This is a genomic window from Mesorhizobium kowhaii (assembly GCF_003253745.1).
Lineage (GTDB): Bacteria > Pseudomonadota > Alphaproteobacteria > Rhizobiales > Rhizobiaceae > Mesorhizobium > Mesorhizobium kowhaii.
In genome coordinates, this window is the sequence record NZ_MZXV01000085.1 from 114,990 (window position 1) to 128,706 (window position 13,717).

Sequence of the window (13,717 nt, forward strand, 5' to 3'; positions counted from 1 at the left end):
AACGACCTAATACGTCACGGTAACGACAACAGTATCGGTATAGACGCCGGCCGAGGGTGTCGTCTGCGGGGGAACACGGCCGTAGACGGTGAGATCATGCGCCGCACCGTCGCCGCTTCCCGCCACGGTACTGCCTGGCGTCGACGCATCGCCCCATGGCTGGCTGCGTGCGACATCCTTGTAGAGGCCGTAGGTTACGGTTTCCGCGCCCTTGGACATCTTGCGCGAGGTCGGGGGCGAACCGCTCGTTCCGCCGTTAAGCGACACTGTGTAAGGCGTGCCCGGAGTGCATCTGACGGAAACTTCACCGGTCGCATCGACATTGGCGCCCAGAATGCCGTTTGATCCGAAGTCGATGTTCTGGATTGCCAGCAGACAATTGGCCGGAACGGTCGCATTGATCGTGAATGTGGGTCTGTCGACGGAGCCGGCGCTGGTGCTGCAATCGTTGAGCAGGCTGTATCGATAGCGGAACTCGACGTGGCTCCCGGAGAATGTGGAGAGATAGGTCGCCGGCACCGCGGTCATCGCCTGTCCGCCCAACACGGCGCCATAGATCGTCTGGCTGCTGGAACCGCTGCCGAACGCGTTCAGCGTCAGGGCAAAGGCCGGCGCCATAGGCGGATACGGCCACGCATAGGAGCCCCACACCGCCGAGCGCGCGGAATCCGAATAAAGCTGGTAGTCGAGATGATTGGCGCCGCTCAGCATTTGACGGGCCGAAGCCGTGGCGCCGCCGGTGCCCGTACCCAGATTTGGGCAGACGAGGATGCGCTGCAACGTCAATCCAGTGCAGTTTACGCTGAGTGCGGCTGTTGAATTGCTTGACGAACCGGAAAGCGTATCGACCAGCCCGAAATTCATCGCCGATACGCCAAAGCTGCAGCTTTGGGCCCAGGCAACGGTCGGCAAGAGCAGGGCGGCCGACAGCATAGCGAAACGGAGCATGGTTCGTCCTCGTCTCAAAAACAGATGACCTGCTTGATGATCACCTGTTGGCCGGGCACTGCCCGATAGGCGAATTCAGCTCGACACGAGCTGCCATCCGGCAATTCAATGGCCACGGCATTTTGTCGATGAAGGGTGCGGATATAGGCCTCGCCGTCATACCCGATCACAAATTCCTCGTCGGCGCCCTCAACGCGGCCCTTGGCGCCGACGGCGATCGGCGTACCTTTGCGGTCGACCAGGGAGACAAGCGCCGCATCGGCGGCCTTTGAAACGCCGAAATCAAGGACGACGCCACTTCGATCGGCCGGCACGACGATTTTGCGCGTCTCCGGCACGTCGGCATCGACCGGCAAGTTCCTTGGATCGATGGAAATGGTGTTGTCTTCGTAGGAGTTCAGATCGGGAACCAGGATCTTTCCCTGCCGGTTGCTGACGCCGACCGGCCTGTTCTGGTGCTGGACTTCCACGCCAGCAACGCCGACGTCGACAACAGCAAACGCGTCGTCGATACGGTTGGTGGCAAAAATGCCGCCGCCGGCGACGGCGATTGCCCCATCGACCTCTGCGGTTCCACGAACGCTCTTGTCGAATTGCTGGATGCCGGTCTCCACTCGTGCCCATGGTGAACGGTAGCTGACGGCAGCCGACCGATTGGGCGTGCCGCCCTCGGACGTCCTCGCGCGCCAGCCGATGCTGCCGTTCTCCAGCCGTTCGGATTTGGCGATGTCGGCGAACACCGACACGCCATCAGGGCCGTCTGCGACCCCGGTCGAGGCGGTGACATCATCGCCGAGCGGCATGGAGATGCCTGCAAACACGCCAAAACTGTTTTTGTCGTCAAGGTCGGTGAAGGCAGTGGCATAGAAGCTGCCGTCCTTGAACACTGTCTGGCTGTACGAAACGCCGACGATCTGGCTGCTCTCTCCCTCGGCGCTCTTTATGTGCGCGTAGGAAAGGTTGAGGTTTGAAAAATCAAGTGGCATCGGCACGCTCAGCGTCACCTGGTCGAGCGCGCGAGGAACGCCGGCGCTGAAGATCGGGAATTCGTCCGGGCCCGGGACAGCGTCGATGTCGGCGGTGACCGATGCAATGTCCTCGTAGCCGCCGAACGCGCGTTGTATGCGGCCATAGAGGGACCATCCATCGTGGCTCAGCTCAAGCGAGGCGTTGACGAGCGCACCCGTCTGGCCTTCGTGATGGCTGCCTGCCGCCGCGATGGAGGCTGCGCCGAAATAGCCGAGCGGAAACGCCATGCCGGCGCCGCCATTCACAAGATCCTCGCCACCCTCGACGTGGCCTTCCAGTGTCAGCCAGTTGGTCAGCCCGTAGCGCGTGCTTGCCGAGCCATAAATGGCCCCGTCATAATCATAGGATTCGACACCGAAATTGCGCCGTGGAGAGCCGACCTCGGCGGTGAAATCGAGCAGGCCCCGCTTCAGAAGCATGTTGGAATTGTAGAATGGCAACGTCACGGTGGTTTCACGGCCGAGGCTGTCGCGCAGGACAATTTGGGCTTGGCCAGCTCCGGTGAATATTGGCAGGTTTGTCACCTGAAACGGCCCGGCCGGGACGTCGCTGCTATAGGTCCGCGCATTCTGTGTGTAGACCTCGAGCGTCGAGGGGACAGCAGCGGTTCCTGAAAAGCTTGGAAGCGGCAAGGTGACCAGATCGGAACGCAGGGAAAAATTGCGCTGGATCTGAAAGCCGCCGAGATACACAGGCCTGGTCCACGCCAGTCCACCCGAGACAAAGTCACCCGCTTTGTAGGTTAGCAACCGCTCGGGATCGGAATAACTCCACGTCGTGTTCAGCCGAGTGAAGCCGTCAAGTTCGCCGTCGGACAGGCTGGCGATAAAGCCTTGGCTCAACGTTCCGTAGGGGCTGAAAAGCCGCGCATCGAAACCGCCTGAGACGCCGCGAAAGAGCTGCGAGGTGCGATCCTTCAGATCGTTGGTGCTGGCGAACAGGGAGTAGTTCAGCACACCGCCAAAACCGGATTGCGGCTCGAGCCTGTCCCGCTTGCCCTGCAGGGCAATGTCGATGACGTGGGCGGAGCGTGCCGCATTGGTGGCCGTCACATAGAGACGTTGGGTCGCTTCATCGATACGATAGGAGACGTCCGGGAGCCGATCGACCCGCACCAGGTGATCGCCACCCATCGCACTTTCGACAGGCTCCAGCCCAACCTGCTGCAATTCGTCCGGCGTGGAGGCCAGGCCGCCATCCGATAGCTGCTTGAAAGCGCCGATCAGCCCCGTCGAGACGTCGTTGACGAAGACTTCCAGATACAGATCGCGGCCGTCGGCCGGGGCCGCTGTGGAATCCGTCACCGAGGCGGACGGCAACACATTTTGGGCTTTGACCTGCATGGTGGGAAATGCGGCCACGACAGCGGTGATCGCGACCCTACTGGCCTTTGATCGCAACGTTGGCATCGAACGGTCCAAAATCGCTCTGGGCCGACAACGAAACTGCCCCGCCCGAAAGCGCCTTCCCCGCGACCGGCCATTGCATGGTCGCACCGCCGAGCACGTAGCCGACAAGACCGTTGCGGCTGCCGAGTTTTCGTCCGCTTTGAGTCAGCATCAAATCGGACAATCTCAAGCGACTTTCGCCGGTGTTTCTTGCTGTCAGGACCAGCCTGCGACCCTTGCCCGAGAGGCTCCAGGAAACATTTGGAGCAGCCGCATCGGGATTGCGAAAGAACACCGGAACTGAATAGCGCAGTACCAGACTGACGGTTCCGGCCTTCTTTCTCGACGGATCAGGAAGTTCGTCGATGATGACACGATAACTTTCCTCGCCCGCAACGGCCGATTTCGATACCCGCACAACCCGCACCGTATAGTTGGCGCCGGGGCCAAGCTTCGCAGCCGGGGGACTGGCAACAACATCACTGGTCGGCTCAAGCCGTTCGATGCCGCCCTCTTGCGTCCAGCGAAACACTCTCATCTGTACGTTGATGGGCTGCTTCGCCTCATTGCGCAGGGTCAAGACCGCCGCGCTGTCCGGCGCTATCATCTCGATGTTGGTCGGCGCCACCCGAAGCGACGCTGCTTGCGCCGAACCGGCCGCGAGCAGTAAAAGCGCGATCGCGCCAATGCTTTTGAGCATGGAACGCATGGCGTCCTCCTTGTTTGAGAGCACCTTAATAGGTGACGGTGATCGCAACCGTGTCTGTGTAGACACCCGCGCCAGGCGTTGTTTGCGGCGGCACGCGCCCATAGACCGTCAGCGGTTGCGCGGCGCCATTGCCGGTGCCAGCCACCGTGTCGGTGCCTATGGTGGTGCCCCATAGCTGGGCTCGCGCCACGTCACGATAAAGCGAGTAGTTGACGACCGCGGCCGCTGGGCCAGTCATCTTGCGGACGGCGATCGTCGCCCCGGCGCCGGCACCGGCGCTCAGGCCCACATTGTAGGGCGTACTGCTGGTGCATTGCACTGAAATGGTGCTCGTCTGGTCGACATTGGCGTCAATGACACCGTTCGTGCCGAAATCCATATCGGTCGCGGTCTGAACCTTGCACTCCGCCTGGATGGTTATCCGGACTGTCATGTTGCCGGTAGCGGTCGCTGCCTGTGCGGGACTGAACCACAGCAACGGAAATGCGGCGGTCAAAGCGAGCGCTTTGATTGAAGTCTTCATGGGTTTTCCCCCGAAAGGCCGCGTAAGGAAATCCGCCCGATCCCGTCAACGCTAACCCATTGTTTGCAGATATCAAACCCTGGAGAAAGAATAGGCTATAAATAAACTTAAAGCAAATTTCAGGCAGATTGACGGGAAAAGGGTCTTTAAGTAAAAGTGTATATATATGTTTTTCTGTTCCGGCGGATCGCATAATCATCAAGGTAGAAATGATAATCTCGATATTATGAGCTGGGATTGCGCTTTATATTTTATTGGCGGCCAGGCGCCGCCAGAAGCCACCTCGTCGCGGCGATGCTCATTTTGGCCGGGCGCCTCCTGGCGCCGGCCTTCTTCCTCCTACTGAAATCGTCAAGCACGCCCTTGCGAGGGCGAAGCTTGCGCGCCGGCCATGCTTTCGCCACCCGGCCGAAGTCTAATTGACATCGTCCGACCCATCCGCGGCTCCCGAGCGGGCGGAAGAAGGAATTTCCCATGACTTCGACCGCAGCGTTGATCTGGTATCTAGTAATCGCCGGTCCGCAAGGCGGAATGGTCGTGCTGCCCAGCACCTTCGACAAGCGCGAACAATGCACCGCCGCCATCACCGAATATCAGAAGCAGCCGACACCGGCCGGCTGGTCACTGCAGTGCGTCCCGAGCGCCTCACCCTTTGCCGACAATGGGTCGGCGGAGTAAGGAGCATCGCAGCGGTGGCCTACACAGTGATTTGGTATGGGAAACAGGGCGTCGTTGAAAAGACGCCATTCGATGCCGAGAAGGCTGCGAGGGACCACGTCTTTGCGGCCTTTCCTGCTCGGAAGCGGGATGACGGTATCGTAGCGGTGGAAATACGCAAAGACGACGACACGGTTGTATTCAGTCGAGCCGGAGGCAGTTAAGTCGTAAGGCATTTTGCTTTGGAGGGATGGCGGCGATCACTGAATGTGTCGGGTCCGCTGCCGGGGAGACAGCGGACTCAAACCAGGGCCTGGAGGGGGCAAGGCCCTTTATGATCCCTATGCGGGGATCATGGTGATAACACCGGGCGAGTACAAACGTTCCGTCGGCTGAAAGATATATCGGCGAGGAGGCGAAGCCGGCATCATCGAAAACAACGAGATGTAGGCGCGATTGCGGAGTGTATCGTTTTACACAATCCTGAATTGCTGGACTCGCGCGATGCGCCGGCAGTTTAATTTCTGCGTCAGGCCAAAAGGGGGAAAAGGCCGCGAACTGGGAGGATGTAGTCCATGAATTATGATTTTGGCATCGCCATTCGATCTGACGATCAGCCTTACGACGTTACCTCTTTCGCCAAAAAGCATGGCCTGACGATACCGGCTGCGGACGCGGTTCTTTTCGCCAAAGGCCCGTCTCGGACGGCGTGCGATGCCGCCGCATTGGCGTTCCTCTGCGCAGTCGCCGCATACGCCAAGAAACAATCGGTGCGCTAGCCTTCGTCACGAAAATCCTGCAGCGAAGCATGGCGGAGGTCTTCCTCGCCACGCCATGATCTCACCAAGCGGCTCTGTTGGCTGGAGATGGAGCATGACAACCAAACCGCAAAAAATGGTCATCGGCGACACCGATAACCATTTTAAAATGCGGGTCCGGATGATGGCCTCTGGCAGTCAAACCCCGCCCGCGTTAAAATGGGACAGGGGGACATTCACCAACCCAGCAAGGGAGGTCCGCCATGAAAGTCAAAGACGCAATGCATAAGGGTGTCGACTGGGTCAGCCCCGAAACCGATGTCACCGAACTGGCGAAAATTATGCGAGCCCAGGATATCGGGTCGATTCCCATTGGAGAGAACGACCGACTGATCGGAATGGTGACCGACCGCGATATTGTCTGCAAAGGACTGGCGGACGATGGTTTCGACGGCCGCACGGCAACGGCGCGCGATGTCATGACGACCGGCATTCACTGCTGCCGCGAAGACGACGATCTGGCCAAGGCCGTACAGCACATGGAAGAACTGAAAATCCGCAGGTTGCCGGTGATCAACAAGAATATGCGGATGGTCGGCATCCTTAGCGTCGGCGACGTCAGTCAGTCGGCACCGAGGGAAATGGTGTCCGAATACGTCAAGAGCGTTTCCGCCCATCACCACTGAAGGGCGGCTCGCCCGTGCCGGCGCGCTGCAGCCAGAGCGGCGGCAGAGATGTCCGGTCAACGAGGGCGACGCCGACACTTCATGCTACGCGGTCCCGCCATCGCTTCACCGAAACGCGCGCTGGCGGGACCCAGGGGCGCGTCGCGCGTCCTGGTGCCCGCCTGTGGCCAGCGCCATGCCCGCCGGCGTCCCGGCCATTTTTCTTTGCAATCCATCGTCCGCTTTCGGCTGTCAGCTTGCGGCCGCGGTCGGGGCGCTCTGGTCCTCGACGAACCGCACCAGCACCGTCCCGTCGGTGACCTGCGCTCCTTCGGTGGCGATCTCGGCGATCACTCCGTCATGCGGCGCGGCGATGGTGTGCTCCATCTTCATCGCTTCGAGGATCAGCAGCGGCTGGCCCTTGATCACCGCATCGCCCTTTGCCGCACGCACCAGCTTGACCAGCCCCGGCATCGGCGCGCGCAGGCTGCCGGCGCCTGCTGCCGCCTCATCGGCCCGCGCCAGCGGGTCCGGCACGGCGAAGGTATAGCCAACGGCGCCTTCGAACACGGTGATGTGGCCCGGCCAGCGGGCGAGGCGTGGTGTGGCGCGAAGATCATGCGAGTTGGTGTCATCATAAGGCTTGTCCAGCGCCACCTGGAACCGCCCGTCCAGCCGCATCGAAACCCTTGCCGCGATATCGATTTCGCCGAACTTCAGCCGCGTGCGGCGCGCCACGCTGTGGAAATGCGCATAGCCGGCAAGCGACGACCATGGATCGTCGGATGGCGGCGATGCTCCGGCACCTGAGGCCGCAAGCGCGGCTGCTGCAACGGTTTCGCCGCTCGGCGGCACGACTTCGGTCAGTGCCGGTTGATGCCTGGCGATCAGGCCGGTGTCGACATCGCCCGCGGCGAAGTCCGGATCGGCGGCCAGAGCGGCAAGAAAGGCGGTGTTGACGGTCGAGCCGGCGATCTCGGTTTGCGACAGTGCCGCGCCGAGCGCTTCCAGCGCCGCCTGCCTATCCTTTGCGTGGACGATCAGCTTGGCGATCATCGGGTCGTAATAGGGCGAGATGGCATCACCGGCCCGCACGCCGGTCTCGATGCGCATCGTGGCGCCTTCGGGGCTCGAGTCCGGAAACTTCAGGTGATGCAGCGTGCCAGTCGCCGGCAGGAACCCCTTTGCCGCATCCTCGGCATAGATGCGCGCTTCGAAGGCATGGCCGGCAAGCGTTATCTCGCTCTGCGTCTTCGGCAGCTTTTCGCCGCTGGCGACCCGCAACTGCCACTCGACCAGATCGGTGCCGGTCACCATTTCGGTGACCGGGTGTTCGACCTGCAAGCGGGTGTTCATTTCCATGAACCAGAAGCGGTCGGCCTTCAGGCCCTGCGAGGCGTCGACGATGAACTCGATGGTGCCGGCGCCGGAATAATTGATCGCCTTGGCGGCTTTCACCGCCGCATCCGTCATCGCCTTGCGCAGTGCCGGCGTCATGCCGGGGGCGGGCGCTTCCTCGATCACCTTCTGGTGGCGGCGTTGCGCCGAGCAGTCGCGCTCATAAAGATGCACCGCATTGCCGAAATTATCGCCGAACACCTGCACCTCGATGTGTCGCGGCTTGTCGACATATTTTTCGACCAGCACGCGATCGTCGCCGAAAGCGGCTTTCGCCTCGCGCCGCGCGCTGGACAGTGCCTCGGAAAACGCATCGGGATGCTCGACCCGGCGCATGCCCTTGCCACCGCCACCGGCGCGCGCCTTGATCAATACGGGATAGCCGATCTCGCGCGCCTTGGAGGCAAGCAGCACGATTTCCTGCGCCTCGCCATGGTAGCCCGGCACCACCGGCACGCCGGCCTTTTCCATCAGCCGCTTGGCGGCGTCCTTCAGCCCCATGGCACGGATCGAGGCCGCCGACGGACCGATGAAGATGAGCCCCGCCGCCACCACCTGGTCGACGAAATCGGGGTTTTCCGACAGGAAGCCGTAACCGGGATGAATGGCTTGCGCGCCCGTCGCCAGCGCCGCAGCGACAATCTTGTCGCCGCGCAGATAACTCTCGCCAACGGGTGAGGCGCCGATGTGCACGGCCTCGTCGGCCATCTCGACATGCAGGGATTTCGCATCGGCATCCGAATAGACGGCGACGGTGCGCACGCCCAGTTTGCGCGCCGTGCGGATCACCCGACAAGCGATCTCGCCGCGATTGGCGATCAGGATCTTGGCGAACATGGAGCCTCCCGGGTTTGCCGCGGGCGGCGCCAGTCTGGCCGCCGGCTTACTTCGACGCAGCGATCGCGCAGCCGCCGCTTGCGGTCTTGACCTTCCACCTGGCGAAGCCGCTCTGACAGGCGCGCAACGCAGTTTCCTCCGCAGCCTTCTGCGAAGGTGCGTTCAGCTTCACGCTGCAGAAAATGTGGAGATCGACGACGCGCGAATAGAACGTCGTGGCGTAGGCTGAATGGCCGCTCGCCGCGATATAGGCGAGGTAGGATTTGTAGCAGGCTTCCTTCGGATCGAGCAACAAGGTCGGAGAAAACCGCTTGTCGCCCATCTTGCCTGCCAGCGATTCCGCCGAGCCGGCGCCATGTGTTGCGAATATGAGCAAACTCGCAAGTATCGAAGCAGTTGTTCGCTGGTAATATTTCAGTTTCATTTCCGCCCTGTCCCCATTGCACTGTGCAGGATGAGCGATAGCGAATATTTTGCCTCGCCGCCAGCTCTCTGGCGGTGTTTCGACGCTGCCTATGCTGGTGAATCGGTTGGTCCATACAGTTCAGCTTTTTCGCAGGGCAGCAACGGCCTGCCGGTATAGTTCCGCCATTTGGTCGTCGAAGCAGCAAAAAATGACGGTTTCCGGCATTGTTCGCTCATCGATAAACGCGCCGACCGTGTCGACAGCGATCTGCGTCGCCTCATCTTTCGGGTAGCGGTAAACGCCGGTCGAGATCGCCGGAAACGCCACCGTGCGGCAGTCATTGGCGGCGGCGAGTTCGAGCGAACTGATATAGCAGGAGGCCAGCAATTCAGCTTCGCCTTTGCCGCCGCCTTGCCAGACCGGTCCGACCGTGTGGATGATGTATCGCGCCGGCAGTTTATAGCCCTTGGTGATCTTGGCTTCGCCGACCTTGCATCCATTCAGCATGCGGCATTCGAACTCGAGCTCGCGGCCGGCCGCGCGGTGAATGGCGCCATCGACTCCGCCACCGCCGAGAAGCGAGGTGTTGGCGGCGTTGACGATGGCATCGACAGCCAATTTGGTGATGTCGCCGGCATGAACCTCAATCCGCGCACGGTCGTTCATGTCACATCCTGAACACGCCGAAGCGCGTCTCCTCGATCTCGGCATTGAGCGCGGCGGACAGGCTGAGTGCCAGCACGTCGCGGGTCTTCGCCGGGTCGATGATGCCGTCGTCCCAAAGGCGGGCGGACGAGTAGAGCGGGTGCCCTTCATGCTCGTATTTCATCAGGATCGGCTTCTTGAATTTTGCCTCCTCCTCGGCGCTCCATTCCCCGCCCTTGCGCTCGATGCCTTCGCGCTTGACCATGGCGAGCACCGTTGCCGCCTGTTCGCCGCCCATCACCGAGATGCGGGCGTTCGGCCACATCCACAGGAAGCGCGGTGAATAGGCGCGGCCGCACATGCCGTAATTGCCGGCGCCGAACGAACCGCCGATGATGACGGTCACCTTCGGCACCCTGGCGGTGGCCACCGCCATCACCAGCTTGGCGCCGTCCTTGGCGATGCCACCCGCCTCATATTTCCTGCCGACCATGAAGCCGGTGATGTTCTGCAGGAAAACAAGCGGGATATTGCGTTGGCAGCATAATTCGATGAAGTGCGCGCCCTTCAGCGCGCTTTCGGAAAACAAGACGCCGTTGTTGGCGATGATGCCGACCGGCATGCCATGGAGATGGGCAAAGCCGGTGATCAGCGTGGTGCCGTAGTTCTGCTTGAATTCGTCGAATTCGGAGCCGTCGACGATGCGCGCAATCACCTCGCGCGCGTCATAGGGCTGGCGCAGGTCCGTCGACACGATGCCGTAGAGCTCATCCGCTGCGTGAAGCGGCGGAATCGATCTCTGTAAGTTAAGGCTTACGGTCTTGTTCCGATTCAGGTTTTTGACGATGCGACGACAAATGGCGAGCGCATGGTCGTCGTCCAGGGCATAGTGGTCGGCAACGCCGGAAAGCCGCGTGTGCACGTCCGCGCCGCCGAGGTCCTCGGCGCTGACGTCTTCACCCGTGGCGGCCTTCACCAGCGGCGGTCCACCGAGGAAGATGGTCGCCTGGTTGCGCACCATGATCGTCTCGTCGGACATCGCCGGTACATAGGCGCCGCCCGCCGTGCAGGAACCCATGACGCAGGCGATCTGCGGGATACCGGCCGCCGACATGTTGGCCTGGTTGTAGAAAATACGGCCGAAATGCTCGCGATCGGGAAACACCTCGTCCTGGTTGGGCAGATTGGCGCCGCCGCTGTCGACCAAATAGATGCAAGGTAAATTGTTCTGCAGCGCGATCTCCTGCGCCCGCAAATGCTTCTTCACGGTCAACGGATAATAAGTGCCGCCCTTCACCGTGGCGTCGTTGACGACAACCATCACCTCGGTGCCTTCGACGCGGCCGATGCCGGCGATCATGCCGGCCGACGAGATCTCCTCGCCATACATCGACCATGCGGCGAATTGGCCGATCTCGAGGAAGGGCGAGCCGACATCCAGCAACTGCGCAAGGCGGTCGCGCGGCAGGAGTTTGCCGCGGGAAACGTGGCGCTCCCGCGCCTCATCCGAGCCGCCGCGCTCGACGCTTGCCGCCTTGTCCGCAATGTCGGCGACCAGTGCTCGCATGCGCTCGGCATTGGCGCGGAATGTGTCTGAGGACAGGGAGATCTGGGACTGAAGCGTGGCCATTGGCGATCCTGTTACTCGGCCACGACTTGCAATTTGCCGTCTTGCCGCTCGAAGATGTCTTCGGAGAGAAGATCAGCTCCGTCTTTGAACGCCATATCGATTACCTTGCGGGCGATCTGGGTGGCGTCTGGTTGCCGTTTGTCGAAAACGAAAATGCAGTCGCGGCGAGGGATTGCAACAAATGCTCCTTCGGGAAAGCGAAAATTTACGCGAGACCAGAATTTTTCAGTGAGAATTAATGCCGGGGAAATCGCTTCGTCGCCCTCCATGATAAATGTAGATACCCCGTCAGATAGCCTGTCTTCTCGGATGTTACTGAGTTTTCTGTTGATATTGTCGAGAGCGATCTGACGAAGTTTTTCGAGGGTGCGGCCTCCCACGCTCGACCACAACATAGAACTAAGCGCATCCTTGCTATTGATTTGATACAAAATCACCAGATCGCCTACGAACTCTTCATACACCGGTCCTGAATCGTCCTCTCCCTGGATTTGGTTGAGCGCGTCGATATATTCGCGCGGCCGAATATTTGCGATTAAGTCCGCTGGGTCAAAATTGCTTGCTGTGTTTGCAAACACAAGAGCGTTGATAAAGCGCTGGATTTGAGTCTCGGTGTCCGCTGCGGAAAGGCCGCGAATTCGACCAAGCAGATTTGTGACATCCAAAAGAATATCCGGCTTGTTCTCAGCTGCGATTGCTCTGATCACGTTGACGCGCGCCGGGTCGTTCGGATCGGGCACTGCTTCCCTGATGCGATGGTCCGCTTTTAGACGTGAAATGACTTCAGCGCGTAGCGCCGCAACATCTTCGAACTTGAGCTCCTCGGAATGCGCCGTCCCTGCCAATCCTGACAGCGAAACCAGCGCGACCATGGTTCGCGCCAACGTTCCAAGGTATTTCGCCAGGCCCCGCATTCGCTCACGCCCCCTCCGCCATGATCTCGCGTCCGATCAGCCAGCGGCGGATTTCGCTGGTGCCGGCGCCGATCTCGTAGAGCTTGGCGTCGCGCAACAACCGGCCGGTCGGATAGTCGTTGATGTAGCCATTGCCGCCCAGCAGCTGGAGAGCGTCGAGCGCCATCAGCGTTGCCTTTTCTGCGGCGAACAGCACGCAGCCGGCGGCATCCTTGCGCGTGGTCCGGCCGCGATCGCAGGCGGCGGCGACGGCATAGACGTAGGCGCGCGCGGCGTTCATCGTCGTGTACATGTCGGCAAGCTTGCCTTGCACCAGCTGGAACTCGCCGATCGGCTGGCCGAACTGCTTACGCTCGTGCACATAGGGGATCACCACGTCGAGGCACGCCGCCATCAGGCCGATCGGGCCGCCGGCGAGCACCGTGCGCTCATAGTCGAGGCCCGACATCAGCACCTCGACGCCGCGGCCTTCCTCGTGCAGCACGTTTTCGAAGGGCACTTCGACATCCGAAAAAACCAGTTCGCCGGTGTTAGAGCCGCGCATGCCGAGCTTGTCGAGTTTCTGCGCCACGGAGAAACCGGCCATCGCTTTCTCGACGATGAAGGCGGTGATGCCGCGTGATTTCCGTTCCGGATCGGTCTTGGCATAGACGACCAGCGTTTCGGCGTCCGGCCCGTTGGTGATCCACATCTTGGTGCCGTTGAGCACATAGCGGTCATTGCGCTTTTCGGCTCGCAGCTTGAGCGACACGACGTCCGAGCCGGCGCCGGATTCCGACATCGCCAGCGCACCGACACACTCGCCCGAGCACAGGGCAGGGAGATATTTCTCCTTCTGCGCCGGCGTTGCCCAGCGGTTGATCTGGTTGACGCAGAGGTTGGAATGGGCGCCGTAGGAGAGGCCGACCGACGCCGAGGCGCGAGAGATCTCTTCCACCGCGATCACATGCGCAAGATAGCCCATGCCGCTGCCGCCGAAATCGGGGTCGGCGGTGATGCCGAGCAAGCCAAGTGCACCGAGTTCGCCCCACAGATGCGCCGGGAATTCGTTCGAGCGATCGATGTCGGCGGCGATCGGCGCGATCCTGTCCTGGGCGAAGCGCCGCACCATATCGCGCAGCGCCTCGATATCCTCGTCATGCCCGAAGCTGAGCGTGTTCGTGTACATGCTTTCCTCCTGCCCGCATGACCCCGAAGATCACTCTCGATC

Annotated in this window: 14 protein-coding genes; 4 read left to right on the forward strand and 10 right to left on the reverse strand. The window is 61.1% G+C overall.

The window, feature by feature from the left end; all coding sequences use genetic code 11:
- Positions 1-6: 6 nt before the first annotated feature.
- The 4 genes from B5V02_RS38575 to B5V02_RS38590 are packed head-to-tail and all read right to left on the reverse strand — an operon-like array spanning position 7 to position 4,597.
- On the reverse strand, positions 7-948 hold the full coding sequence (locus B5V02_RS38575) for a Csu type fimbrial protein (RefSeq protein WP_111549144.1): 942 nt from the start codon (positions 946-948) through the stop codon (positions 7-9).
- 14 nt (positions 949-962) lie between these two features.
- Positions 963-3,386 carry a fimbria/pilus outer membrane usher protein gene (locus B5V02_RS38580; protein ID WP_111549145.1) on the reverse strand — a complete coding sequence of 808 codons (2,424 nt, stop codon included), beginning with the start codon at positions 3,384-3,386 and terminating at the stop codon, positions 963-965.
- On the reverse strand, positions 3,358-4,074 hold the full coding sequence (locus B5V02_RS38585; protein ID WP_167458834.1) for a fimbrial biogenesis chaperone: 717 nt from the start codon (positions 4,072-4,074) through the stop codon (positions 3,358-3,360). Before B5V02_RS38585 ends, B5V02_RS38580 begins: the two co-directional genes overlap by 29 nt.
- A 25-nt stretch (positions 4,075-4,099) precedes the next feature.
- Positions 4,100-4,597 carry a Csu type fimbrial protein gene (locus B5V02_RS38590; protein WP_111549147.1) on the reverse strand — a complete coding sequence of 166 codons (498 nt, stop codon included), beginning with the start codon at positions 4,595-4,597 and terminating at the stop codon, positions 4,100-4,102.
- A gap of 474 nt (positions 4,598-5,071) precedes the next feature.
- Here B5V02_RS38590 and B5V02_RS38595 point away from each other — a divergent pair, with 474 nt between their 5' ends.
- From B5V02_RS38595 to B5V02_RS38610, 4 genes are all read left to right on the forward strand, one after another.
- Positions 5,072-5,275 (forward strand): hypothetical protein, encoded by a 204-nt coding sequence (locus tag B5V02_RS38595; protein ID WP_111549148.1) that lies wholly within the window; start codon positions 5,072-5,074, stop codon positions 5,273-5,275.
- Between the two features lie 554 nt (positions 5,276-5,829).
- Positions 5,830-6,033, forward strand: coding sequence for a hypothetical protein (locus B5V02_RS38605; protein ID WP_111549150.1), 204 nt, complete (start codon positions 5,830-5,832; stop codon positions 6,031-6,033).
- A 94-nt stretch (positions 6,034-6,127) separates the two neighbouring features.
- A complete protein-coding gene (locus B5V02_RS40970) occupies positions 6,128-6,301 on the forward strand; it encodes a hypothetical protein (RefSeq protein WP_167458835.1) in 174 nt (57 codons plus the stop codon).
- Positions 6,276-6,698 carry a CBS domain-containing protein gene (locus B5V02_RS38610; RefSeq protein ID WP_111549151.1) on the forward strand — a complete coding sequence of 141 codons (423 nt, stop codon included), beginning with the start codon at positions 6,276-6,278 and terminating at the stop codon, positions 6,696-6,698. Before B5V02_RS40970 ends, B5V02_RS38610 begins: the two co-directional genes overlap by 26 nt.
- Positions 6,699-6,929: 231 nt before the next feature.
- On the opposite strand, the gene B5V02_RS38615 is transcribed toward B5V02_RS38610, so the two are convergent.
- From B5V02_RS38615 to B5V02_RS38640, 6 genes are all read right to left on the reverse strand, one after another.
- A complete protein-coding gene (locus B5V02_RS38615) occupies positions 6,930-8,912 on the reverse strand; it encodes an acetyl/propionyl/methylcrotonyl-CoA carboxylase subunit alpha (protein WP_111549152.1) in 1,983 nt (660 codons plus the stop codon).
- A gap of 46 nt (positions 8,913-8,958) precedes the next feature.
- Positions 8,959-9,336, reverse strand: coding sequence for a hypothetical protein (locus tag B5V02_RS38620; protein ID WP_111549153.1), 378 nt, complete (start codon positions 9,334-9,336; stop codon positions 8,959-8,961).
- 120 nt (positions 9,337-9,456) lie between these two features.
- Entirely contained in the window at positions 9,457-9,984 is a 528-nt protein-coding gene (locus tag B5V02_RS38625; protein ID WP_111549154.1) for an O-acetyl-ADP-ribose deacetylase, read from the reverse strand.
- Position 9,985: 1 nt separating this feature from the next.
- A complete protein-coding gene (locus B5V02_RS38630) occupies positions 9,986-11,593 on the reverse strand; it encodes a carboxyl transferase domain-containing protein (protein WP_111549155.1) in 1,608 nt (535 codons plus the stop codon).
- Between the two features lie 11 nt (positions 11,594-11,604).
- The gene (locus B5V02_RS38635) at positions 11,605-12,465 is read right to left on the reverse strand and encodes a DUF1444 domain-containing protein (protein ID WP_146606226.1); all 861 of its coding nucleotides are present in this window, start codon (positions 12,463-12,465) and stop codon (positions 11,605-11,607) included.
- Positions 12,466-12,511: 46 nt separating this feature from the next.
- Positions 12,512-13,675 (reverse strand): isovaleryl-CoA dehydrogenase, encoded by a 1,164-nt coding sequence (locus B5V02_RS38640; RefSeq protein ID WP_111549157.1) that lies wholly within the window; start codon positions 13,673-13,675, stop codon positions 12,512-12,514.
- Positions 13,676-13,717 lie beyond the last annotated feature (42 nt).